This window comes from Lysinimonas soli, from assembly GCF_042655435.1.
GTDB lineage: Bacteria > Actinomycetota > Actinomycetes > Actinomycetales > Microbacteriaceae > Lysinimonas > Lysinimonas soli.
On sequence record NZ_JBHSMG010000001.1, the window covers coordinates 67,348 to 90,712 of the forward strand.

The 23,365-nt window shown below is 68.2% G+C and carries 23 protein-coding genes; 9 read left to right on the forward strand and 14 right to left on the reverse strand.

Annotated features, from left to right (window positions below; genetic code table 11):
* Positions 1 to 31 precede the first annotated feature (31 nt).
* Both ACFPJ4_RS00370 and ACFPJ4_RS00375 read left to right on the forward strand, forming a co-directional pair.
* Positions 32 to 595 (forward strand): gluconokinase, encoded by a 564-nt coding sequence (locus tag ACFPJ4_RS00370; RefSeq protein ID WP_386738279.1) that lies wholly within the window; start codon positions 32 to 34, stop codon positions 593 to 595.
* Entirely contained in the window at positions 592 to 2,046 is a 1,455-nt protein-coding gene (locus tag ACFPJ4_RS00375; RefSeq protein ID WP_386738280.1) for a GntT/GntP/DsdX family permease, read from the forward strand. The genes ACFPJ4_RS00370 and ACFPJ4_RS00375 overlap by 4 nt, the downstream gene beginning before the upstream one ends.
* 64 nt (positions 2,047 to 2,110) lie before the next feature.
* Here ACFPJ4_RS00375 and ACFPJ4_RS00380 read toward each other — a convergent pair whose 3' ends face one another.
* From ACFPJ4_RS00380 to ACFPJ4_RS00405, 6 genes are all read right to left on the reverse strand, one after another.
* Positions 2,111 to 3,943 (reverse strand): spherulation-specific family 4 protein, encoded by a 1,833-nt coding sequence (locus ACFPJ4_RS00380; RefSeq protein WP_386738282.1) that lies wholly within the window; start codon positions 3,941 to 3,943, stop codon positions 2,111 to 2,113.
* Positions 3,944 to 4,098: 155 nt separating this feature from the next.
* Complete coding sequence (locus ACFPJ4_RS00385; RefSeq protein WP_386738283.1) at positions 4,099 to 4,941, reverse strand: class II fructose-bisphosphate aldolase; 843 nt, start codon at positions 4,939 to 4,941, stop codon at positions 4,099 to 4,101.
* The gene (locus ACFPJ4_RS00390) at positions 4,938 to 5,867 is read right to left on the reverse strand and encodes a hexose kinase (protein WP_386738284.1); all 930 of its coding nucleotides are present in this window, start codon (positions 5,865 to 5,867) and stop codon (positions 4,938 to 4,940) included. Before ACFPJ4_RS00390 ends, ACFPJ4_RS00385 begins: the two co-directional genes overlap by 4 nt.
* Entirely contained in the window at positions 5,855 to 7,000 is a 1,146-nt protein-coding gene (locus ACFPJ4_RS00395) for an N-acetylglucosamine-6-phosphate deacetylase (protein ID WP_386738285.1), read from the reverse strand. Before ACFPJ4_RS00395 ends, ACFPJ4_RS00390 begins: the two co-directional genes overlap by 13 nt.
* Positions 7,000 to 7,881 carry an ROK family protein gene (locus tag ACFPJ4_RS00400; protein WP_386738286.1) on the reverse strand — a complete coding sequence of 294 codons (882 nt, stop codon included), beginning with the start codon at positions 7,879 to 7,881 and terminating at the stop codon, positions 7,000 to 7,002. The genes ACFPJ4_RS00395 and ACFPJ4_RS00400 overlap by 1 nt, the downstream gene beginning before the upstream one ends.
* Positions 7,878 to 8,759 carry an SIS domain-containing protein gene (locus ACFPJ4_RS00405; RefSeq protein WP_386738287.1) on the reverse strand — a complete coding sequence of 294 codons (882 nt, stop codon included), beginning with the start codon at positions 8,757 to 8,759 and terminating at the stop codon, positions 7,878 to 7,880. The genes ACFPJ4_RS00400 and ACFPJ4_RS00405 overlap by 4 nt, the downstream gene beginning before the upstream one ends.
* A 168-nt stretch (positions 8,760 to 8,927) precedes the next feature.
* Between ACFPJ4_RS00405 and ACFPJ4_RS00410 the strand changes: the two genes are divergently transcribed.
* From ACFPJ4_RS00410 to ACFPJ4_RS00430, 5 genes are all read left to right on the forward strand, one after another.
* Positions 8,928 to 9,716, forward strand: coding sequence for a DeoR/GlpR family DNA-binding transcription regulator (locus ACFPJ4_RS00410; protein WP_386738288.1), 789 nt, complete (start codon positions 8,928 to 8,930; stop codon positions 9,714 to 9,716).
* A gap of 217 nt (positions 9,717 to 9,933) precedes the next feature.
* The gene (locus ACFPJ4_RS00415) at positions 9,934 to 11,166 is read left to right on the forward strand and encodes a Gfo/Idh/MocA family protein (RefSeq protein ID WP_386738289.1); all 1,233 of its coding nucleotides are present in this window, start codon (positions 9,934 to 9,936) and stop codon (positions 11,164 to 11,166) included.
* A complete protein-coding gene (locus ACFPJ4_RS00420) occupies positions 11,163 to 12,482 on the forward strand; it encodes an ABC transporter substrate-binding protein (protein WP_386738290.1) in 1,320 nt (439 codons plus the stop codon). Before ACFPJ4_RS00415 ends, ACFPJ4_RS00420 begins: the two co-directional genes overlap by 4 nt.
* Positions 12,479 to 13,429, forward strand: coding sequence for a carbohydrate ABC transporter permease (locus tag ACFPJ4_RS00425; RefSeq protein WP_386738291.1), 951 nt, complete (start codon positions 12,479 to 12,481; stop codon positions 13,427 to 13,429). Before ACFPJ4_RS00420 ends, ACFPJ4_RS00425 begins: the two co-directional genes overlap by 4 nt.
* Positions 13,422 to 14,315: a carbohydrate ABC transporter permease gene (locus tag ACFPJ4_RS00430; RefSeq protein WP_386738292.1), complete on the forward strand. Its 894-nt coding sequence runs from the start codon at positions 13,422 to 13,424 to the stop codon at positions 14,313 to 14,315. Before ACFPJ4_RS00425 ends, ACFPJ4_RS00430 begins: the two co-directional genes overlap by 8 nt.
* Positions 14,316 to 14,342: 27 nt before the next feature.
* Here the strand turns inward: ACFPJ4_RS00430 and ACFPJ4_RS00435 are convergent, their stop codons facing one another.
* Entirely contained in the window at positions 14,343 to 15,335 is a 993-nt protein-coding gene (locus tag ACFPJ4_RS00435) for an NAD-dependent epimerase/dehydratase family protein (RefSeq protein ID WP_386738293.1), read from the reverse strand.
* Between the two features lie 33 nt (positions 15,336 to 15,368).
* On the reverse strand, positions 15,369 to 15,812 hold the full coding sequence (locus ACFPJ4_RS00440; RefSeq protein ID WP_386738294.1) for a MerR family transcriptional regulator: 444 nt from the start codon (positions 15,810 to 15,812) through the stop codon (positions 15,369 to 15,371).
* Positions 15,813 to 15,895: 83 nt separating this feature from the next.
* Between ACFPJ4_RS00440 and ACFPJ4_RS00445 the strand changes: the two genes are divergently transcribed.
* On the forward strand, positions 15,896 to 16,366 hold the full coding sequence (locus ACFPJ4_RS00445; protein WP_386738295.1) for a MarR family winged helix-turn-helix transcriptional regulator: 471 nt from the start codon (positions 15,896 to 15,898) through the stop codon (positions 16,364 to 16,366).
* 22 nt (positions 16,367 to 16,388) lie between these two features.
* Here the strand turns inward: ACFPJ4_RS00445 and ACFPJ4_RS00450 are convergent, their stop codons facing one another.
* From ACFPJ4_RS00450 to ACFPJ4_RS00460, 3 genes are all read right to left on the reverse strand, one after another.
* Entirely contained in the window at positions 16,389 to 17,282 is an 894-nt protein-coding gene (locus ACFPJ4_RS00450; RefSeq protein WP_386738296.1) for an alpha/beta hydrolase, read from the reverse strand.
* Positions 17,283 to 17,382: 100 nt separating this feature from the next.
* Complete coding sequence (locus tag ACFPJ4_RS00455) at positions 17,383 to 19,119, reverse strand: ABC1 kinase family protein (protein WP_386738298.1); 1,737 nt, start codon at positions 19,117 to 19,119, stop codon at positions 17,383 to 17,385.
* A gap of 19 nt (positions 19,120 to 19,138) precedes the next feature.
* The gene (locus tag ACFPJ4_RS00460) at positions 19,139 to 19,684 is read right to left on the reverse strand and encodes a PadR family transcriptional regulator (protein ID WP_386738300.1); all 546 of its coding nucleotides are present in this window, start codon (positions 19,682 to 19,684) and stop codon (positions 19,139 to 19,141) included.
* A gap of 182 nt (positions 19,685 to 19,866) precedes the next feature.
* Here ACFPJ4_RS00460 and ACFPJ4_RS00465 point away from each other — a divergent pair, with 182 nt between their 5' ends.
* Positions 19,867 to 20,208 carry a hypothetical protein gene (locus ACFPJ4_RS00465; RefSeq protein WP_386738301.1) on the forward strand — a complete coding sequence of 114 codons (342 nt, stop codon included), beginning with the start codon at positions 19,867 to 19,869 and terminating at the stop codon, positions 20,206 to 20,208.
* A 17-nt stretch (positions 20,209 to 20,225) separates the two neighbouring features.
* On the opposite strand, the gene ACFPJ4_RS00470 is transcribed toward ACFPJ4_RS00465, so the two are convergent.
* From ACFPJ4_RS00470 to ACFPJ4_RS00480, 3 genes are all read right to left on the reverse strand, one after another.
* Positions 20,226 to 21,410, reverse strand: a complete 1,185-nt coding sequence (locus ACFPJ4_RS00470; RefSeq protein ID WP_386738302.1) for an alkaline phosphatase family protein — start codon at positions 21,408 to 21,410, stop codon at positions 20,226 to 20,228.
* A gap of 149 nt (positions 21,411 to 21,559) precedes the next feature.
* Entirely contained in the window at positions 21,560 to 22,384 is an 825-nt protein-coding gene (locus tag ACFPJ4_RS00475; RefSeq protein WP_386738303.1) for an alpha/beta fold hydrolase, read from the reverse strand.
* Between the two features lie 64 nt (positions 22,385 to 22,448).
* The gene (locus ACFPJ4_RS00480; protein WP_386738304.1) at positions 22,449 to 23,246 is read right to left on the reverse strand and encodes an alpha/beta hydrolase; all 798 of its coding nucleotides are present in this window, start codon (positions 23,244 to 23,246) and stop codon (positions 22,449 to 22,451) included.
* Between the last annotated feature and the right edge of the window lie 119 nt (positions 23,247 to 23,365).

Genomic DNA, 23,365 nt, shown 5'->3' on the forward strand with positions numbered 1-23,365 from the left:
CGGAGCACCCCCGCAGTGCGATGATGAACGAATGGATTCTGGGGAGGAGACCACGGCCGACGCACGCGACCCGCTGGTGCTGGTGCTGATGGGGGTCTCCGGATGCGGCAAATCGACCGTGGCCGCGTTGCTCGCCGGCGAGCTGGGCTGGCCGTTCGAAGAGGGCGACTCGCTGCATCCTCAGGCCAACGTCGACAAGATGGCCGCCGGCCATCCGCTCGATGACGACGACCGCTGGCCCTGGTTGGAGAAGGTCGCCGAGTGGGTCGAGGAATGCCTCGATTCCGGGCGCAGCGGTGTCATCACCTGCTCGGCCCTGAAGCGCTCGTATCGTGACGTCATCGATCGTCGCGGTCACGGGGTCGAGTTCGTCTATCTCGCCGGCTCGAAAGAGCTGATCGCCGCCCGGCTGGCGGCCCGGCGGGGCCACTTCATGCCGCCCGAGCTTCTGGACAGTCAGTTCGCCGCGCTGGAGGAGCCGACGCCCGACGAGCCGAGCATCCGGGTCGACGTCGGTCCGTCGGCTCCCGTGATCGCCGACGAGATCCGGCACATGCTTCGGCTCGATCCCACAACCGGAAGGGAAACGTCATGATCACCCTCGCTCAGCTGACGACGATGGCGGCCGCGGCGCCGAACCCGGCGGCCCAGCCGTGGGCGCCGCACGACACCCAGGCGTTGATCGTCGCCGTGATCGGCATCGCCATCGTGGTGACCCTGATCGTCTGGCTCAAGGCGCACGCCTTCCTCGCGCTGACGATCGGCGCGCTCTTCGTGGGAATCGCCTCCGGCATCCCCCTGGACAAGGTGACCGCGTCGTTCGAAACCGGGGTGGGCGGTGTTCTCGGCTACGTCGGGGTGCTGATCGGCCTCGGCGCGATGCTCGGAAAGCTGCTCGCCGATTCGGGTGGAGCCGACCGGGTCGTCGACACCCTCCTTCGCGGGCGACCGGCGACGCTGCCGTGGAAGATGGCGCTGATCGCCGCGATCATCGGCATCCCGATGTTCTTCGAGATCGGCCTGGTGCTGTTGATCCCGGTCGTCATGCTCGCGGTGCATCGTTCGAAGGGTCCCGCGATGCGCCTGGGGATCCCGGCCCTCGCGGGGCTCTCGGTGCTGCACGGCTTCATCCCCCCGCATCCCGGACCGCTCGCCGCGATCGGCATCCTGCACGCGAACGTCGGGATCACTCTCGCGCTCGGGCTCCTCGTCGCGATCCCCGTCGTGATCGTCGCGGGTCCGCTGTTCGGGATGCTCGCGGCCCGCTGGGTGCCGGTCGGCGCGGCCGGTGCCGGTCTGGCCGTGATCGGAGCATCGGCGGATTCCTCCGATCCGAAGGCCGCCAGCGGCAAGGCTCAGGATCCGGATGCGAAGCGCACGCCGTCGTTCGCCATCACCCTCGTCACGCTGCTGTCGCCGCTCGTGCTCATGCTGATCAAGGCCGCCGCCGACATCTGGATGCCGGCCGGCGCCCCCGGGCGAGCGTTCCTGGACTTCATCGGCGACCCCGTGTTCGCGCTCCTGTTCGCGGTGCTTCTCGCCATGGTGACCTTCGGTCTGCGCGTCGGGTTCAACGCCGCGACGCTCAGCAAGAAGATCGGGGCGAGCCTGCTTCCGATCGTGAGCGTGCTCTTCATCGTTGGCGCCGGCGGAGGATTCAAGCAGGTGCTCGTCGACGGCGGCACCGGCACCGCGATCGCCAAGATCGCGATCGCGACCGGCCTGACCGCGATCGCGCTCGGCTGGATCGTCGCCGCCCTCATCCGGCTCGCCACCGGCTCGGCCACCGTCGCCACCGTCACCGCGGCCGGCATCGTCGCGCCCCTGTCGACGCACCTGTCGCCCGTGCACCTGGCGCTGCTCGTGCTGGCGGTCGGGGCCGGCTCGCTGATCTTCTCCCACGTCAACGACGCGGGATTCTGGCTCGTGAAGGAGTACTTCGGGCTCACCGTGGGGCAGACCCTGAAGACCTGGTCGGTCATGGAGACGATCATCTCGGTCATGGGCCTGGCGCTGACGTTGCTGCTGTCGACGTTCCTGAGCTGAGATCGCCGGGGATGCGATTGCGGGACGAAGAGCCGCCACGGTCTCCGTCCCGCAATCAGGTCGATCAGCTCTTCGCTGCGGTGATGGGGGCGAGGGTCGCCTCCGTCGAGCTTCCCGACCCGTCGAACACCACGGTCAGGGTCGTTGTGGCAGAGGGGAATGTCGATGACGGCACGTCCCACTTGTAGAGCCCGCCACTGCTCGAGGTGAGCGGTCCCGAACTGAGCGTGATCGGCGTCCAATCCCAGGCGTTCGCGCCCGAGGTGCTCCGATAGAGGGTGCCGTTCTCGATCAGGTAGTCCGCCCCGATGCCGCCGATCTGGTATCCGGTCGATGTGCTTCCGTCGGTGTCGATGAACACGTTCTGGAAGGTGTAGCTCAGGTTGTACTGGGCTTCGAAGTGGGCGTTCGTGGCCGTGAACGTCACAAGCGCGTTGGTGATCGGCGTCGGCGTCGGCGTCGTCACGCTGACGGTCGACGAGGCGGCCGACGGAGTGTCCGATGTGACCCGGGCGATCACGTAGAACGAGTACGTGGTTCCGGGCGACAGGTAGCCGAGATGCACCGACGTCACGGTGGGCTGCAGGGAGAGGATGCGGGTGCCGTTCTCATAGACGTCATAGAACGCAACGGCGTCGTTGGTGACGGTGGATGCCGTCCACGACAGCTGCACACCGTTGGCCGTCAGATTGGAACTGGCCAACGATCCCGGTGCGCTCGCCGCGGTGCCCCATTCGACATCCGTGGTGATCGTCTTGGCACTGCTCGCCGCCGACAGCACGCCGGCCAGGCTCCTGGCCCGGATGGTGTAGCTGTAGCTGGTCGACGCGGTCAGGCCGACCGGGGTGTAGGTGGTGTCGTTCGGGGTGAAGTTGCCGACCGAGGCGACGTGGAGTCCGTTGCGATACACCTCGTACCCGGCCACCGACGACGACGAGGCCGAGGTCCAGCCGAGGTCGGCCCCGGTGGTGTAGACGCTGATGGCGTACGGCTGGGCGGGGGTCGACGGCACGGTCGTGCTCGTCCCCTGCGATGCCGTCTGCTCGCTCGTCCAGTAGCTGCCGGTCGGGGCGGTGTCATACGGGTTGGGAAGGGTGTCGGCGGTCGCGTAGACGTATCCGGCGTTGTCGGACTTGGACTGGTTCATGACCGAGGTCAGTTGGGCCGAGCTGACGTTGTAGATGATGTTCCAGAACTTGTCGGGGTCGGCATTGAGCTGCCACGGCAGCGGCCCGACACCGGTGGGCGGGCTCAGGTACGTCGTCGCGTCTCCCTCGAAACTCACGATGACATCCGCCGCGTCTTCGTAACACTGCGGCACCGAGATGCCGGGGTTGACGACGGTCAGCGATCCGGCATGGTTGGCGTGGATGTAGTTGTTGAGGTTGATGTACAGGTTCGCGTAGGCGTTGCTGCCGGTCGTCGGACCGCAGGTGTTCATGCCGTCGTCGACGAAGATGCCGTCGATCGACGAACCGTAGAAGCTGTACCAGCGGTTGACATCCTGCTGGGCCTGGACGGTCCAGGATGTCGCGTCGGTGTCGCCGAGCACGGTCGCGCGGGCGGGCGACGACGCCCCGAAGTAGCCGCTGTCGACATACCCGAGCACCTTGGTGCCGTGCGCGTGTGCGGCGTCGATCACGGTCTTCCAGGAGGAGTCGACCGCGGAGCCGGGACCGTTCGACACGTTGACGACGATGAACCCCAGCTGGGAGGTCGAGGAGTTGAGGCTGCTCCACGACGTCGTGTCGGAAGGCGGAATATATGCCGGGACCGCGATGTGCTGACCCAGGTCGGGCACCGTGGCACTGGCGGACTGCGCGCTGAGCGCGACACCCCCCAGGCCGAGAGCGAACGCCGCGAGCACCGCGACGTTCCGGCGAGATGTGTTCTTCATGACGACCTTTCGATGAGAAGAGGAAGCCGGGGGCGACCCCGGTTCGAGCTGATCACCGCGCCGTCGTCGGGTGGCTTGCATCAACGGAACGCTGTCTGGGCGCGAGCTTAGCTGATCGAAACTGATTAATCGAGGGTTAAATACAGCAATATCGATCAATTTGGCTGAGCGAGAAGCTCGAGCAGACGGGCGGTCTCGGTCGCGATCGCGTCTCGGCCCCGGCGGACGTACCGTCGAGGGTCCACGGTCTCGGGCTCCTCGTCGAGGACCTCGCGGATCGAGTTCGTGAACAAGCCGTTCAGGTGGGTTGAGATGTTGATCTTCGTCATGCCGCTGCGCACCGCGGCCCGGATTTCGTCATCGGGCAGACCGGATGACCCGTGCAGCACGAGAGGAACGGGGACGGAGGCGCGAAGCGCCGCGATGAGTCCATGGTCGACGGCCGCGACCCGGTCGCGCATGGCGTGCGAGGTGCCGACCGCGACTGCGAGGGCGTCGACGCCGGTCTGCTCGACGAATCGCGCGGCCTCCGACGGATCGGTGCGGGCTCCGGCGGCGTGAACCCCGTCCTTGCCTCCGACCTCGCCCAGTTCCGCCTCGATCCCGACACCGCGAGCGTGACAGTAGTCGGCCATCTCCCGCGTCGCGACGATGTTGTCGGCGTAGGGGAGCCTCGAGGCGTCGAACATCACGCTCTGCACGCCCAGTTCGATCCCCTCCTTGATCAGCTCGGCATCCTCGATGTGGTCGAGGTGCACGAGCACGTCGACGGAGGCGGCGCGGGCGATCTCCCGTGACGCCAGCGCGATCGGCGCGAGACCGCCGTGATACGCGATGCAGTTCTCGCTGATCTGAAGGATGACCGGGAGCGATACCCGTTCGGCCCCTGTGACGATTGCCTCCGCGTGCTCGAGCAGCACGACGTTGAAGGCGCCGATGCCCTGATGATGGGCCTGGGCGGCGGCGAGCAAGCTGACAAGGCTGACGTCGGTGATCATGTTCCTGCTCCATCGTCGAGTGTGCTGGCATGAAGAAAGCGGTCGAATGCGGCGCGGTCGACCTCGCCCGCGACCGGGCGGAGGACGGCGGCGGCGCCGAGCGCGGCAGCCCAGCGCAGGGCCTCGTGAATCGGTCGGCCGTCGATGAGGGCGGCGGCGAGGCCCGCCGTCGCCGCGTCGCCCGCGCCGGTCGGGTTACCCGAGATGCCGGGGACGGCATCGACGGCATCGTCGCCGTCGGGGCGGTACGCGGTGATCCCCTGGCTGCCATGGGACACCACGACCAGACCCGCGCCGAGATCGAGAAGCAGGCGGCTTCCGCGTTCCGCGGTCGGCTGCCCCGTGGTCTCGAGCACCTCGGAGAGATTGGGTTTCAGGATGTCGGCGCCGGCGCGTGCCGCGGCCAGGAGTGCGTCCCCGGCCGCATCGACGACTACACGGACGCCCGCGTCGCGCGCGGCGTGCACCCAGGTCTCGATCAGACCGGCGGAATCGGCTTCGGGGGGCATCGAGCCGGAGACGACCAGCAGGGCAGCATCCGGGAGCAGACGGCGCAGCTTCTCGGTGAGCAATCGCCATTCGTCAGACGAGACGACGGGGCCGGCCTCGGCGAACAGCGTGGGATGGGTCGTTTCATCCGTCACGGTGATCGTGGTCCTGGTCTCGCCGGACACCTCCACCGCGGCGACGGCGAGGTCGAGCGCGGCCAGCTCGTCGAGCATCCACCGCCCGGTCTCGCCGCCCAGGGGAAGCAGGCTCACGGTCGAGACGCCGAGCGATTCGAGCGCCCGTGCGACGTTCACGCCCTTGCCCCCCGGCTGACGCGTGGCAGTGATGACGCGGTGGGTGAGACCAGGCGTCTGCGAGGCGACCCGGTATGTCACGTCAATGGCCGGGTTCGGGGTGATGACGACTACCTGAGCCATTCGCCCCGCCTCATGACGCGGGTGACGCCGCCGTCGCCCAGCAGGAGAAGGTCGGCAGCCGCGCCCGGATGGATGCCCGAATGCGGAAGGCCGATCGCCTGCGCGGCGGTGGTCGACGTGGCGGCGACGGCCTCTCTCAGGGTCACGCCTGTCGTCGAGAGCAGGATCGCGAGTCCGACGCCGAGCGTCGACGTGCTCCCGGCGAGCGACGAGCCGTCGGCCGTCGTCGCGACTCCGTCGCGCACTCGCACCGGGGAACCCGCGATCGTGAAGGCGCCGTCCGGGCACCCCGTGGCAGACATGGCGTCGGAGACCAGCGCGATCCGGCCCGGCGCCGTTCGCCGAGCGATCTCGACGGCCTCGGGGCCCACATGCTGACCGTCGAGGATGAGTTCCAAGGTGACCCGCTGGTCCACCAGGGCCGCTCCGACGAGTCCCGCCGCGCGATGATGAAGGGGCGCCATGCCGTTGAAGAGATGAGTGACGACGCGTGCCCCCCAGCCGAACGCGGCACGCGCCGTGTCGGCGTCGCACTCGCTGTGGCCGAGCGCGACGGTGACGCCGTTGGCCGCCAGCCACCGCACGACGACCTCCGCCCCGTCCAGCTCGGGTGCGAGGGTCACCATGCGCACCGCACCGCCGCCGGCGCCGACGAGGCGCCGCATCTCACCGAGATCCGGTGAGCGGAGCATCCCGAGGTCGTGGGCGCCGCGTCGGCGGGGAGAGAGGTATGCCCCCTCGAGATGGATGCCGGCCAGCGTGCCGTCCTCGACGAGCGGCCGCAGAGTGCGGATGCCGCGTTCGAGTGCGCCGATCGGCGCCGATGCCAGCGAGGCCAACAGGGTCGTTGTGCCGAGGGAAGCGTGGTGGGCAGCGACGCGACGCGCTGCCAAGGCATCGGCCGCTCCGAAATCCACACCGAGCGCACCGTGAGCATGGATGTCGACGAGCCCCGGAATGAGCGTCCCGCTCAGCCGCTCGAGGCGGGCGGACCCGCGATCTCGGCCGGCGTCAGGGGTGATACCGGATCCGCAGTCGCGGATACGTCCGTCGGCGATGGTGAGCCAGCCCGGCGACCAGTCGCCGGATGCGGAGACGACGCGGTCCGCCGCGAGAGTGAGAACCTCAGCCATCAGGGATCGCCAGCGCCGAGTCGACGCCGGGCCAGGTAGCCCGCGCCGATCATGGCGGCGGCATCGCCGTGGCGTGCCCGGGAGAGCGCGGGAATCCGGGTGGACGGCAGCCGCCGCACGAGGGCGCGTTCGAGCGGGCGGGTCAACAGCTCCCCGGCCTCCGCCAGGCCGCCGCCCAGCACGATCATCTCGGGCGCGACGATCGCATCGATCCAGGCGAGTGCGTCGGCCAGCACATCGATCCCCTCGTCCCACGCCGCGGTGGCGACGGCGTCTCCCGCGGTCACGAGTTCGGCGACAGCGAGCGCGTTCGGCTGTCCCGCTCGCCGGGCGATCCCGGTCGCGGACGCGATCTCTTCGACGCGGTGGCCGGCGTGCGGGCCGGAGTCGAGGATGACCTGCCCGATCTCTCCCGCCCAGCCGCCCGAGCTGATGACCGCGCCATCGATGATGAGCGCGCTGGCCACGCCGGTCCCGATGGGGATGAACACCACGGGACCCACCACCCCCGCGGCGGCACCGGTGAGGGACTCGGCGAGGGCGCCGGCCCGCACGTCATGACCGAAGGCCATCGGCAGGTCGACGCGCCGCTGAAGGATGTCGCGGATCGGGAGGTCGTGCCAGCCCAGATTGACCGAATGGATGCAGACGCCCGCATCGTCGTCGACGATCCCGGGCACGACCACTCCGACCGCGCCGAGGGGAGCGGTGCGGCGCGCCCTCTCGACCATCGCGCCGATGACCTCCGCGGTTGAGGCGCCCGAAGGGTCTTGAGCCGGTGTCGGCTCGCGCCATGTTCCCAGAGTCAGGTCGTCGCCATCCGCCAGACGAGCCTTGATGCTCGTGCCGCCGATGTCGATTCCGAGAACGGGGAGGCTCACGAGGTCAGGATCACCGATCGAGTGAGCGACCGCGGGTTGTCGGGATCCAGGCCGCGGAGTTCCGCCAGCGCGACGGCGTAGCGCTGCGCGACAATGAGCCCCGCGAGCGGGTCGAGATCGTGATGGACGAAGCGGGCACCGGTCAGGGCGACCTCAGCTGCGAGGTGCTCGGGTGCGGGTCCGAGCGACCAGACGAGCCGTCCCGGCTGGGCGATGGCGATGGGGCCGTGCCGGTAGTCCATCGCCGGATAGGACTCCGCCCAGAACTGGGCCGCCTCGCGCGTCTTCAGCGCCGCCTCGGAGCACAAGCCGACCGCGGGCCCCAGGCCGACGAACGTCACCTGCTCCGCATCCATCAGATCGTCGATGGGGATCTGCAGCGCCTTCTCTGCGTCGCGGGCGAGCCCCTCGATATCGTGACCGAGACCGGCCCGGAGAAGCGCGAGGGTGGTCGTCGCGAACCGGGTCTGGACGACGGACTGTTCGTCAGCGAATGGCAAGACGATCTGATGGCTCGCCTTCGCGCCGGCGGGAGAGTCGTGGACGGCGGTGATGACGACCGTGATCGCCGGCGCCAGTTCTGCCAGGAGCGCCACGATCTCGCTGGTCGTTCCCGAACGTGAGATCGCGATGACGCGATCGTACGTTCGGTCGATCGGGTACTCGGAGCCGGCGAACGCGTCGGTGATGCCGTGTCCGGCCCGCTCGCGCAGCACCGCGTAACTCATCGCCATGAACCAGCTCGTTCCACAGCCGACGACGGCGACCGTCTCCCCCTTCTGGGGCAGGACGTTCTCGAAGCTCGGAGCGAGACGGGCGACGGCCCGCCAGGAGACGGGCTGAGAGTTCAGCTCCGCGGCGACAAAAGTGTCTGGCATCAGTGCCTTTCGATTCGCGGAGCCGGCACGGTCTCCGACAGCGAACGTAGAAGATTGGTTCTGATTGATACTAGCCGAAAACGTCAACCTCAATCAACATAGATCACGTTGCTCGATCTAAGATGAGCAGACAAGCGCACTCCTGACAGAAACGCGGGTCGACGTCCCATGACACAGCAACAGCGACTGAACGCCCTGCTGGAGCTGGTGAGCGACCGCGGAAACGTGACGATCGCCGAGATCAGCGATGCACTGAATGTCTCGGCGGCGACGGCGCGCCGCGATCTGACCATGCTCGCCGAGCAGCGTCTCGTCACGCGGACCCACGGTGGAGCCTCGGCGCTCGGCACTGGATACGAGTTGCCCCTGCAGTACAAGATCGCGCGACAGGCCGACGCGAAAGTCGCGATCGCGCGGGCCGCCGCCGAGCTCATCTCCTTGGGCGACACCGTCGGAATCAACGGGGGGACGACCACGAGCGAGGTCGCTCGTACCCTCGGACGCAGCGAGCGCTTCAACCGCGACGACAACGAACCCGGCGTGACGATCGTCACCAATGCGTTGAACATCGCCTACGAACTCTCGGTACGCCCGCACGTCAAGATCGTCGTCACCGGGGGGATCGCGCGCCGCCAGTCCTACGAATTGGTTGGGTCTCTGGTCTCGAGCACGCTCGCGGAGGTCGTTCTCGACGTGGCCATCCTCGGCGTGGACGGGCTGAGCGCCCAGTACGGTGCGACCACCCTGCACGAGGGCGAAGCGGATGTCAGCCGGCAGTTCGCGAGCGTGGCCAAGCGGGTCGTGGTGGTCGCCGATTCCACCAAGATGATGAAGTCCACCTTTGCCCGGATCTGCCCCCTCGACCAGATCGACGTGCTGGTGACCGATGCTCCGCTCTCGCCTGCCTTCGCCGCCGATCTCGCGGCCGCAGCCGTTCAGGTCATCGTCGCCGGTTAGAGGCGTGGCCGGCTGGCCTCGTCATCTGGGTGCCGCGTGATGCGCCGGAGTCATGCTCCACGGAGTCGGTGAACGCTGCGACGTGTTACCGCTGTGTAACAACTCGCGGCGGATTCGTGATTCCAGTTTCGATCATTGCGCGGATCACCTATTGTCAATTCATGATTGATTTGGCATCATATAAATCAAGTTCACGCAAAGAAGCGAGCAGAGCGGTATGACGAATCACGCAGACCACGTCCCCGGGGCATCCCTCCGGGTGGCCGTCGTCGGAGTGGGGCAGCGCTCCGTCATCGCGGGACACGTCACCACGTCGCCGACCGCGGCCGCGCTCGTCGCGGCGGTCGATCCGACCGAGGAGGGACGCTCGCGTGCCACTCAGATGTTCGGAGCCGACATCGAGGTCCACCGATCCGTCACCGAGCTGATTGCGCGGGGCGGCATCGACGCGGCGATCGTGACGACCCCCGACTGGACTCATGCGTCCATCGCCATCGAGTTGCTGCGTGCGGGAGTCGCCGTATATCTCGAGAAGCCCCTCGCGATCACCGTCGAAGAAGCCGACGCCGTTCTGATGGCGGCCGCCGAGACCGAGACCCCTCTGTACGTCGGACACAACTTCCGGCACTCGGGTGTGGTGCGGCTCATGCGCGAGATCATCGCCCGGGGCGAGATCGGCACGGTCAAGACGATCTGGGTCCGTCACTTCGTCGGAAACGGCGGCGATTACTACTACAAGGACTGGCACGCCGACCGCAGCCGCGTCAACTCCCTCCTGCTGCAGAAGGCAGCCCACGACCTCGATGTCATCCACCTCCTCGGCGGCGGCTACACCCGCAGGGTCGTAGGAATGGGGCAGCTCATGGTCTACGGCGACATCACCGACCGTCGCGAGCGCAGCGGGCAGACCATGCCGGACTGGTTCTCGTTCGAGAACTGGCCGCCCGAGAGTCAGACCGGTCTCAACCCCGTCGTCGACGTCGAAGACGTCTCGATGGTCATGATGACGCTCGACAACGGCGTTCTGGCCAGTTATCAGCAATGCCACTTCACTCCCGACTACTGGCGCAACTACACCGTGATCGGCACCCAGGGTCGTCTCGAGAATTTCGGCGACACCGGCGGGGGCGTCGTCAGGGTGTGGAATCGCCGGTCGAACTACCGAGAAGCCGGCGACAAGGAATACCCGATCGCCGGCGTCGAGGTCGGGCACGCCGATGCCGACGAGTTGACGGTGAACGAATTCCTCGACCACGTATCCCGCGGCACGCCCAGTTCGCTGTCGCCTGTTGCCGCGCGTCAGGCCGTCGCGGCCGGCGCGCTGGCGACCACATCGCTTCGAGAGGGCTCGAGACCGCTCGATGTTCCACCGCTCCACCTGAGTGTCGAAAGCTACTTCACTCCCCGTGCTGCCGATGGGCAGCGACCATTCGAAAGGACACAGCTATGAAATTCCTGTCACCACGACCGCAGGCGCGGCGTCGACATGTCGCGGCCGCCGCCGTCAGCACGCTGGCCGTCACGGTCATGCTCGCCGGTTGCGCCTCCGCGAGCACCTCCGCCGGAACCGGCGGATACTCCGCGCCGAGTAAGACCCTGTCGGCGAACATCACCTACGCGCTGTGGGACCAGACGCAGGTGAAGGCCATCAACGCGAACATCGCGGGCTTCAACAAGCTCTACCCCAACATCCACGTCAACGTCGACGTCACTCCGTGGGCGGACTACTGGACCAAGATCCAGACGGAGGCGACGAGCAACACCCTTCCCGACCTCTTCTGGATGAACGGGCCGAACGCCAAACTGTACGAGGCCAACGGCAAGATCGAACCCATCACGGGCGAGGTCGCGGCCGGAGCGATCAACCCGTCGAACTACCCGAAGTCGCTCGACGAGCTGTACTCCCTCAACGGGGTCGCCTACGGCGTGCCCAAGGATTTCGACACCATCGGCCTCTGGTATAACGCGGCGATCTTCAAAGAAGCGGGGGTCGACGTGCCCACCAAGGACTGGACCTGGAGCGACTTCTCCACCGCGGCCACCGCGATCTCGACCAAGCTCGCGTCGAAGGGAATCTACGGGGCGGCCGCCGGCATGGACGGGCAGACCACGTACTATGACACCATCTTCCAGGCCGGCGGCGGCGTGATCAGCGCCGACGGCAAGAAGTCGATGTACGACTCGACCGCCACCGCTGCTGGCATCAAGTTCTGGACCGACCTCATCGCGTCGAAGGCGTCGCCGAGCATCCAGCAGCTCACTGATACCCCGGCGGATCAGTGGTTCGTCTCGGGAAAGGTCGCCATGTACCAGGGCGGTGACTGGGCACGGAGCGAGATCGCCGCAGCGCCGATCGCCAAGGACGTTCAGGTCGCCCCGCTGCCCAAGGGCGTGAAGCGGGCAACGGTCATCCACGGCGTCTCGAATGTCGTCGCCGCTGCCGGCAAGAACAAGCAGGCCGCGCAGGCGTTGCAGGTCTACCTCGCCAGCAAGGCTGCGCAGCTGCAGCAGGGCAACATGGGAGCGATCATCCCCGCGTTCAACGGCACGCAGTCGGCGTTCGCAGCGTCGATGCCGGGAGTGAACCTGCAGACCTTCTTGGATGCGGTCGCCTACTCGGTACCGCTGCCGTCGTCCAAGAACACCGCGGCTTGGAACGCCTTCGAGTCGGCTCTGCTGCCGGCAGCGTTCTCTGGCGAGAAGCCGGTCGACAGTGTCCTGAGCGACCTCGCCACCCAGATGAACGGCGCCCTGGCAAAGGAATGACCATCAAATCGGAACGTGTCCGCTCCGTCTCGCTGACGCCTGCTTCACTCGGGCGTCGGCGGGGCGGGGCGGCCGCTCGCCGTGACGGCATCTGGCCGTGGCTGTTCGTGGGCCCGCTGCTGTGCGGCGTGGGGATGTTCTACATCTGGCCCATTCTGCAGACGGCGTTCTACTCGTTCACGACGTCGGGGGTCTTCGGCGGTTTCACCTGGTCCGGAACGGCGAACTACGCCGAGCTGTTCGCCGACCCGAAGCTCTATCAGGCGCTCGCGAACACTCTCGTCTACACGGTCATCGTGTTGCTCGGGATCCCCCTCGCGGTGTGGCTCGCGAGCCTTCTCAATACGCCGGGCCTGCGGTTCGCCGCGTTCTATCGCGTGCTGTTCTTCCTCCCGTACATCGCGATGCCCACGGCGGTCGCGCTCGTCTGGAGGATCATCTTCAACGGCGACTTCGGCATCCTCAATCACGCGCTCGCGCTCGTCGGAATCAAGGGGCCGTACTGGATCAGCACCCCCGGGTTCGCGCTCCTGGCGGTCTCGATCGTCGGGCTCTGGTCGTCGATCGGATTCGCGATCATCATCCTGAGCGCCGGACTCAAGAACATTCCGGTCGAGCTCTACGAAGCGGCTGAACTCGACGGCGCATCCCGGTCTCGGCAGTTCCGGTCGGTGACGGTTCCCCTGCTCACCCCGAGCATCTTCTTCGTCTTCATCATCACGATCATCTCGAGCTTCCAGCTCTTCGACCTTCTCTACGCGCTTCTGGGAAGCAAGAACCCCGTGCTTCCCCAGACGATGTCGCTCGTCTTCTACTTCTACAGCCAGGGTTTCGTCAGCAACAACAAGGGCTACGCCGCTGCCATCGCCATGTTCATCTTCGTGCTCATCGGGCTGGTCACGATCTGGCAGTTCCGCCTGCAGCGCAGATGGGTGAGAAATGACTAGTGCGAGCAACAGGATCGGTGCGACCCGTGTCGCCGCGGTCGGGGCGGTGCGCCGATCCGAGGTGGCGCGGGCGCGACGGGGCAGCCACGTCGGCGCCCACCTCGTCCTCGGCGTCGGCGGTCTGCTCATGGCGTTCCCGTTCGTGTGGCAGATCATCATGTCGCTCTCGACCAACGTCGAGGTGCAGAGCGTGGTGCCGACCTTCTGGCCGGCGCAGCTCCAGTGGCAGAACTACGCCGAGGTCTTGACCCGGTTGCCGTTCCTCTCCCAGCTCGGCACGTCGATCCTGATCACCGTGATCCGCACCGCGGCGCAGATCGTGCTGTGCACGATGGCCGGCTACGCCTTCGCGAGGATGCGTTTCGCCGGTCGCTCGCCTCTGCTCGCGGTCGTGCTGTCGATCCTGCTGGTGCCCGCGCAGGTGTATCTCATCTCGCAGTATCAGATCATCCAGAGTCTCGGTCTGCTCAACACCTTGCTCGGCCTCGTCGCCCCCGGCCTGTTCAGCGCCTTCGGCACGTTCTTGATGAGGACGGCGTTCCTGAACCTGCCGGCCGAACTCGAAGAAGCCGCCCGCATGGACGGCGCGAATCCGTTCCAGACCTTCTGGCGGATCATGCTCCCCCTGGCGAAGCCGAGCATCAGCGTGCTGGCGATCACCACCGTGCTCTGGTCGTGGAACGAGCTGCTCTGGCCTCTCGTCGTCTCGACCTATTCCAATGCCATGCCGTTGTCGGCGGGGCTCGCCACCATCGCCGGCGACGTGACGGTCAACTACCCCGTGCTCATGGCGGCGAGTCTGATGGCGATGGCGCCCGTGCTGATCCTGTTCATCGCGCTGCAGAGACGGGTCATCGACGGGCTGGCGTCCTCGGGCCTCAAGTAGCGTCGCGCGAGCTTCCGAAGCAGGCGATCAGGCCAGCATCCCCAGTTCGCGCATGCTGTCGACGGTCTCGACGATCGTCTGCTCGGCCGGGCGGTAGCTGAGCCCCAGCTCGCGCTTGCCGCGCTCGTTGTGGATGACGAGCGGCGCCAGCTCCTCACCCTCCACCTCCGCGGTCGGTGCCTTCTCGGCGAACGCGCCGAAGTGCTCGCGCAGCAGCTCGGCGACCCCGAGCCAGCTGATCGTCGGACCGTCGGCGAGGAGCAGGTAGCGCTTGCCCGCCGCGTCGGCAGCGGCCATCGCCGCGATGTGCGCCGCCGCGACATCCCGCACGTCGGCGATGCCGAAGCGCTGTCGCGGCGCGAGCGGCATGTGACCTCCGAGCATCGCCGAGAAGAGCTGCAGCGACGACCGCGCCTCGGATGTCAGGGTCGGCCCCGCGATCCAGGTCGGGTTGAGCACCACCAGCTCGGTGTCGCCGCCCTCCCGCTCGATGAAGTCCCAGGCCGCGCGCTCGGCGACCGCCTTCGACAGCGGGTACACGGGCAGCCCGGGGGTGTCGGGCGAGGTCCAGTCGGTCTCGTCGTATTCCCGCGTCGTGCTCCCCGGGTTGGCGGGTTTGGGGGAGTAGCCGACCGCCGCGAAGGAGGAGGTCAGCACGGCGCGGCGGGCTCCCGCGTCGCGCGCGGCCCGCAGCGCGCGCATGGCGCCGTCGCGGGCGGGGGCCACCACCTCATCCGGGTTCTGGGATTGGATCATCGGCGAGGCCACGTGGTACACCTCGTCGATGCCGGCTGCGGCATCCGCCCAGCCGGCGTCGTCGGTCAGCGTCGCCACGGCGAAGGAGAGGCCGGCGTCGTCGGCTCCGCCGCGCCGCACGGCCGCGCGCACGGCGCCGGCGCGGTCGAGGGAGCGGACGGTCGTGCGCACGGGCGTGCCCTGCTGCAGGAGGTCGGTGATCAGGCGGGTGGCGAGGTATCCCGTGCCGCCGGTGACGAGCGCGGGGGTCGAATTCGTTGTCATGCGATCAGCACAACATCCCTCAAGCGCTTGAGGTCAAGCCCGCATGGCCGCCTCGAGGCTCGGCAGCACCGCGTGCACACGCAGTTGCGCCTCGGCCTCGTCGGCGACGTCGCCGCGATCGCGGGCATCCCAGAGCTCCGCCTTCGCCTGCAGGTAGTCGAGATGCACCCGCAGCGTCTCGATCTCGTCGCGCACCCGGTCGGCATGCCGCAGCAGCAGCTCGCGCTGCTCGCCGGCCGCGATGTTCCCGCGCGCACGGTTGCCCTGGTAGCTGCGCATGTCCTGGATGCCGACCCCCATCGCCCGAAGACACGCCAGCGCCTGCAGGGCGTCGAGGTCGCTCTCGCGGTACCGCCGATGGCCGCTGCTCGCATCGCGGGGGATGGGGCCGATCAGCCCGATCTCCTCGTAGTAGCGCAACGTCGGCTCGCTGAGCCCGGTCTGCCGGGCCACCTGCTGGATGGTGAGCATGGTCATGCGACCAGTCGAGCACACTTCACGCGCTTGAGGTCAAGCGGTCGCCAAGACGTGCCGAGGCTGCTTCCCGTACAGTTCATGCCATGGAAGCTCGACGCAGCCGGAGGCCGGAGGCGATCGTCGCGTTCTCCGATCTCGTGCGGGTCGAGACGCGCCTCTACAACGCGCTGGATGCCGTGCTGCGGGAGGCTCACGGCGTGACGCTCGGCGCATTCGAGTTCCTGCGGTACATCCGCGCGCACGACTCGGCTCGCGTCGCCGACCTCGCCGCCGCGTTCGCCATCGGCGTCGGGGCGACGAGCAAGGGCGTCGACCGGATGGAGGCCAACGGCTGGGTGGAGCGCCTGGCCAACCCCGCCAACCGGCGGTCGTCCCTGCTCGCCGTGACGGCAGCGGGGGAGCGGCTCATCGACCTCGCGACCCCGACCTTCGACACCGAGTTCGCGCGGCTCACCTCGAGTGTCGACCCGGCGGCTCTCGCCGCTCTTGTGCAGACACTCGGGGTTCTGCGCGGTGAGCTGGAGAGCCGCGGGGTCGGTCAACCCGCGGGGTGAGCGGGCTCGGCCCGCCCGCGTTTCAGGCTGCGATCCTCGCTGAGAGGAACTGCGCTGCCCGGTCGAGGGCGGCATCCGCCTCGTCGAGCACCCCCACCAGCGCCTGGAACACGTGGGACGCATCCGCGGTGACGTCGAGGATGACGTCGACCCCGGCCGCCGCGGCGCGCACGGCAAGGCGGGTCGAGTCGTCCAGCAGCACCTCGTTGCTGCCGACCTGCAACAGCATCGGGGGGAACCCGGCGAGGTCGGCGCGCGTCGCGGGGCTCAGCAGCTCCTGGTCGGGATCCTGCCCGGCCAGGTAGAGGCTCCCCGACGCCTCCAACGCCGCGCGAGTGAGGAGCGGATCGGCGTCGGCCTTCGACTCCATGCTCTCGCCGCTGCGGGTTGCGTCGAATCCACCCGAGAACGCGACGATCGCGCCCGGCAGCGGGAGTCCGGCCGCTCGGGCGGCGAGGGCGGTCGTCACGCTGAGCCCGCCCCCGGCGGAGTCGCCGGCGAAGGCGATCTGCGCCGGATCGAGCCCGCTGTCGAGGAGCGCGCGATACGCCTCGACTCCGCTCTCGATCCCCGCGGGGAACGGATGCTCGGGCGCGAGCGCGTAGTCGAGCGAGAACGCCGACATCCCGGTGCGGGCGACCAGCTCCGAGGTCAGCCCGAGCGCGGTGCGCGGCGAGCCGACGATCCACGAGCCGCCGTGGAAGTAGAGGATCGTGCCGCGCCGCTTCCCATCGAGCGGCTCGACGCGAAGGGCGGGAATGCCGGCGAGTTGCTCGTCCGTCACGCTGACGCGATCACTGACGCGCCATCCGCGGCTCATCCGCTCGAATGCGGAGCGCTGCTCCTCGATCGTGGTGCCGCCGAACGACGTCTGCCGCAACTGCTGGTCGATGAGTCTCAATTGCTGCTTGCTCACGGGTGCTCCCTGGTCGTGTTGATTGCTCTGGAAAATCATTCCTGAACATATACTTCCTCAACCCACCGACATCGGACCCGTTGCGGAGCGCGGTCGGCCCCTAGCGGGCCCGCCAGGTCGCGACCACGTGCAGCAACGGCGCCGCCGACGCCGCGATCAGCACCCACCCGAGCACCTCGTCGGTCGGCCGCGTCAGCACGCCCGCGAACAGCAGTCCCGCGAAGACGATCGCCGACACGAGCCGGCCCAAGGACCGTTCGAGCGACCGCAGTCGGCGCTCCACGTCAGGGGCGCGCACGGCGAGTTGACCGCGCTCGATGCGCGTCGTGAGCTCGTCGAGGCGGCGCGGCAGGCGGGCCACGGTCGTCGCGAGAGCGAGCGCCCGCTGGGGGAGGTCGCGCAGGGCGCCCATGCCGCCCGAGCTGAGCACGGTGCGCGCGAAGGGGTCGACGGCATCCCACATGTTGAAGTCGCGATCGAGTGCGCTCGTCACGCCCGAGGTGAGCGAGATGGTGCGGATGAGCAGCAGGAAGCTCTCGGGCATCTGGAACGGCAGCGCGCGCACCGTCTCGCCGAACTGGACGGCGAACCTCTCGAGCTCACGCGGATCGACGCGTTGCAGCTCGGCGATCCCCATGCCGCCGAAGCGATCGAAGAGGGCGGTCATGGCGCGCTCGAGCTCTTCGGTGTCCGACACGGTCAGCAGCACGCCGAGCCGTTCGAGGGAGGTGACCAGGCCGCGCGAGTCGCGGGCGACGGCGGCGAGGATGAAGTCGCGCAATCCGGCCCGAAGGGTGTCGGAGATCTCGCCCATCATGCCGAAGTCGACGTAGGTCAGGCGCCAGCCCGGGTGGGCGCCGGGGGCGGCATCGGCGTCCGAGCTCGGGTCGTCTGCGATCGGCAGCGGGGTCACGAAGATGTTGCCCGGATGCGGGTCGGCGTGGAAGAACCCCGCCACGAAGATCTGCTGGAAGGCCGAACGCGCGAGCGCCTGTGCCACCTGCGCCGGATCGATGCCGGCCGCGTTCAGGCCCGCGACGTCGGTGATCTTGATCGCCGTCACATCCGACAGCGTCAGGGTCCGCAGCGAGGTGCGCTCCCAGACGACGAGGGGCGAGCTCACGCTCGGGTCGTCGGCGAAGTCGGAGGCGAAGCGCTCGGCGTTCGCGGCCTCGTGCAGGTAGTCGATCTCTTGGAGGGTCGTCGTGGCGAACTCCTCGACGAGGGCGGGCGCGTCGACGCGCGACGAGACGACCCGCACCCGCGAGAGCCAGCGCGCGACGCGACGCAGCGCCGAGAGGTCGACCGCGACGACCTGCTCGATGCCGGGGCGCTGCACCTTGACGACGACATCCGCGAATCCGAGATCGCCCGCGACCCCCGGCGAGAGACGGGCGCGATGGGCTTGACCGAGGGATGCCGCGGCGATCGGCACCGGATCGAAGGAGGCGTAGGCCTGCTCCAGCGGCATCCCGAGCTCGGCCTCGGTCTGAGTCCGGATGCCGTCGAACGCCTCGGGGGCGACCTCGTCCTGCAGCCCCTCGAGCTCGTCGGTGATCTCGGGCGGGAGCACGTCGAGACGCGACGACATGAACTGCCCGACCTTGATCATCAGCCCGCCGAGCTCGACCGCGAGATCGTGGAAGCGCCGGGCCAGGCGCCGCAGACGCACGGTCCTGCCGCGCGCCGCGAGGCGACGCAGGCCGATGCGCGGCAGCACGAGCTCGAACCACCAGGCCTGCGCCAGCGCGACCGCGGCGAACCGCATGATGCGCCGGTAGCGCGCGCGGAACACGTGGTCGGCGCGCGGTGCGGTGGTGCCGCTGGTTCGCGGCATCCCCGCCTGCGACATCCGGTCAGTCCTCGGCGAGGATCGCGTAGAGCTTGCGGCGCGTCTCGTCGACGATCGCGACGGCACGCGCGGCCTGCTCGGGCGTGCCGTTGTGCGTCACCTGCATCAGGGCCTGGGCGAGCTTGGCGCCCGCCTTGGGCAGAGCGGCGCGTTCGGCGTCCCAGCCGCGGCGCGACTCCGAGGGGTGGGGCGTGTCGGCGGCCTCGGCGGCGGCCTCGGTGCCGGCTTCGGTCAGCGAGTAGACCTTGCGCTCACCGTCCTGTGTCGCGCTGACGAGCCCCTCGTCGGCGAGCAGCTGGAGGGTGGGGTAGATCGAGCCGGGGCTCGGCCTCCACGTTCCGCCGGAGCGGGTCTCGATGGCCTGGATCAGCTGGTAGCCGTGCATCGGCTTCTCGGCGAGCTCGACCAGGACGGCGGCGCGGATGTCGCCGCGCCCCATGCGACCGCCCATGCGGGCAGCCATATGCCCGGCGAGGTGGGGGGCGAACGCCTCGCGAAGGCCGTCGACGGCCTCTCGCAGGTCGAAGCCGGTGGGGGATGAGTTGTGCATGACGGTGTCCTCTCGCAACGGAGTAGCGATAGCTAACGATACGTCGTTCACGTCTGGACGTCAGCGGGCGGCACCGATCGACGGGATGATTTTTGACTCTGGCTCATCGACGCCATCGGTGTCACCATTGAGGTATCTGAACCGGTGCGGGGCCTGCCCTCAACCGGGGAGTTGGGAGTCGGATGATGGACGCGTTCGCGCCCCTGCAAGACCTTCTCAGTTCGCACCGCCCGCGCACAGGCACGCTCACCCGGGACGGCGAGCGTCTCGCCGTGCTCTGCCAGTACGACTGGGAGTCGGGCACCTGGTGCGCGTGTTTCATCGGCCCCGACGGGTTGGAGCGCGAGCAGTGGAGCGGCCCGCTGATCAGGAGCGAGGTGCTCGACGAACTGGACGACGAGGGGATCGTCTGGACCCCGGTCGGTGAGATCGCCGCGTTCATGGATCGCTGGTTCCCCCTGGCCGAGCTCGAATCGACCGTCTCCTCGATGCCGTCGTCCGGCCTGGGTGCCGGCCGTCGCTAGCGCTCGGGGCGCGGGCGTTACTTCGCCGGAGGGTGAGGCGGCTTCGGATGCACGACCCCGTCGCTCGGGGCGGGCAGGCCCTTGCCGTCTCTCGTGACCAGCGCGGGCATCGGCTGATCGAGGCCCCCTGCCCAGGGCTTCGGCTCGACCGGCTTCGGCCGCGGCGTGGGCGGGGTCGGCTGGGTGACGGTCGAACCCGGCGCCGGTGGCGGAGTGCGCTTCACGGTGGCGTGCACGTGTCGGGCGAGGCTCGGTGCCGTGTCGACTCGGGGGACCCCCATGTCGGGCAGCCCCAGCAGCTCGATGGCAGTCTTGGGAATCGACGCGTGCGAGTGCCACTCGGGATCGATCTGCTGCGCGACCATGCCGCCGAACATGAGCAACGGGATGCGGGAGCCGCCGATCGCCGCGAACCCCTCGGGATGCAGGGCGTCGGGCAGCGTCTCGATCACCGGCGTCCGCACCGAGTCGGCGTAGCCGCCCCAGTCGTCCCAGGTGAGGATGAAGGTGGTGTTCTGCCAGCCGCCGCCGTCGATGACGGCCTGGACGCGATCCCAGACCAGGTTCTGCCCCTTGCTGATGTACTCGGGATCGCTGACGAACGGCGGGTGCTCGTCGTGTCCCGCCGGAGACCAGACGTAGACGAGCCGAGGCAGCAGGCCGGCCTTCGCCATCGGGATGAACTCGTTCGGATGGTGGACGTTGGCCGATCCCGGAGCGGTCGTGAGGCTCTGGTAGAACTTCGTCGGGTAGCCGCCGGCGTCGGGGAACGCCGCCCACGACACCTGCCCGGCGTCTGCCGCGGTGAAGACCGACGGGAGGTCCCACACCGGGTGCGGCCCGACGAACGGCGGGTTCTTCATCGTCGGCATCTGCCCGCCGATGGCGAGCATGTGCCCGGGGGTCGAGTTCGACCCCGAGCCGAAGTGGTGATCCGCGAAGACGAATTCCTTGGCCAGGTAGCTGTAGAAGGGGATCACGCTGTCGTTGTCGATCTGCACGGCGAGGGCCGGGTAGTCACCCATCGAGTAGTGCACCCACGCATTGCGGTCGTGGGGTTGATCGAAGTTGGGCGGCGCCGTCAGCAGGGCGCCGTGGTTCGCGACCGCGGCGCCCCACGCCGCCATGGTCGGAAAGTAGAAGTCGGTGGTCTTGTTCTCTTGCAGGAACACGATCACCCGATGATCCGGAATCGCCGTCACGGTGCACCCCCGTCGAGCGGTCGGTCGCGACCGCCAGGCCCACCCAAGCACGCAGGCTTCGACGAGACAAGACCCCGGCCGGCACGAAAGTGACGGGCCGACGCGGGGCACGCGCCCGCGCCGGCCGAGCGCTTTCGAAGCGGCTCCGGCTAGCGGGCCGCCGTTTCGATGACCGCGGCGACCTGACGCCACTTCGAGATCAACGACAGGTGCGACCCGCCGACGAGCGTGATCTCGGAATGCGCGCGACGGGCCTCCTGCAGTTGGGTCGCCTCGGGCAGTACCAGGTCGTGCGTGCCGATAACGGAATACGTTTTGATCGACTTCCACGCGGGGATTCCGGATGCTTCGGAGACCGCACCGAGGGCGATCGGGAGCTGGTCGGCGATGACGGTCTGCTGCTGCAACGGGGAGAGATCCGCAGCGACGTCCTCTTGCATCACGGTCGGCTTCAGGTACGCCTCCGCGGAGCCGTCGGAGAGACCGACCACGTCGTACACCGAGCTCGGATCGGCTACGTTGAGCGCCGACGTCGACGATCCGACGATCGATCCGACACTCTCGCCGCTGTCCGGCATGAAGGCGTCGACGTAGACCAGCGCCGTCACGTGGGGATCGGAGAGCGCGGCGTTGGTGATCACGGCGCCGCCGTAGGAGTGGCCGACCAGCACGACCGGACCGGTCGTGCGCTGCGCGAGATACGTCGAGAGGTACCCGGCGTCACTGCTCAGCCCGCGAAGCGGGTTCGGCGGCACGAGCACGGCATACCCGTCATGCTGGAGTTGCTGGCGTACCAGGTCCCAACTCGACGAGTCGGCCCACGCGCCGTGCTCGAGCACGATCGTCGGTCGAGACGACGGGTCGGTGGCGTGTGCCGGCGCGCTCGCCAGCGCGGGGGAGGCGAGCGCGGTGGCGGCGACCGCGGCGACGCCGAGGCCGAGCGCAGCCGTGCGGAGGGTTCTGGTGTTCTTCATGATGGGACTCCTTTGATTCTCGGTGTGGTGTATTCGGTACCCGGTCGTGCAACCGGGAGGTCTCTCAGAGCGATTGCGACTTCAGCCAGGCCAGGGAGGCGTTGGCGACGGCGCGCCATCCCGAGTCGAAGACCAGGGAGTGGCCACGGTCGGGGAAGACCCGAAGGTCGGTGACGGCGGTGGACTCGGCGTAGAGCTTGTAGGCGGCCTTCACCACCACCTCCGGGACGGTGTGGTCCTTGCCTCCGGCGATGAAGAGAAGCGGACCGCGATCCGACTTCTTCGTGTCGACGGCTGCGGGTGACGTCGTGTTGAAGTTGGCGGTCGACGCCTCGAACAGTGGACGTCCGGGTCCCGGGATGGTCCATGCGGCGTGGAGCCGATCCGACTCCGTCTGGCTGATGGCGTTGCCGAAGCCGTACCGGAACTGCTTCGCCGTGAGCGAGACCGCCTTCTTCCGATTGGCGGGACTCTTCAACACGGGAAGGCCCGATCGGATCTGAGCGAACGGGACCGGCTTCACCCCCTTGATCTGACCCGGGTCGATCGCGATCGCGGCGATCGCGTCACCGGAGGCGAGCAGCTTCTGGGCGATGAGTCCGCCGAAGGAATGCCCGATGACGATCGGCTTCGACGGCAGCCCCGCGATGAACGAGCGGTAGGCCGCGGTGATGTCGTCGATACCGACACCCGCCAATGCGTCGGCGTTGTGACGCGTCGCTTGGACGGACGGCAGGTCTCCCGGCCAGCCGGGGGCGGATGCCTCGTAGCCGGCTTCGCGGAACAGGTCCTGCCAGGGCTGCCAGGCGGTGGAGTGGATCCACAAACCGTGGATGAACACGACGGGGGTGGACGAGGACATTTCGTTCTCCTAACTCGAAGGTTTGTATGTAGACTGACTAGTAACGCTACCGAGCATGCACCAAGTCCGTCTGCAGCGCAAGCGGGGATTCCGGCGGTGAAGAAACGAGCAGGAAAGTA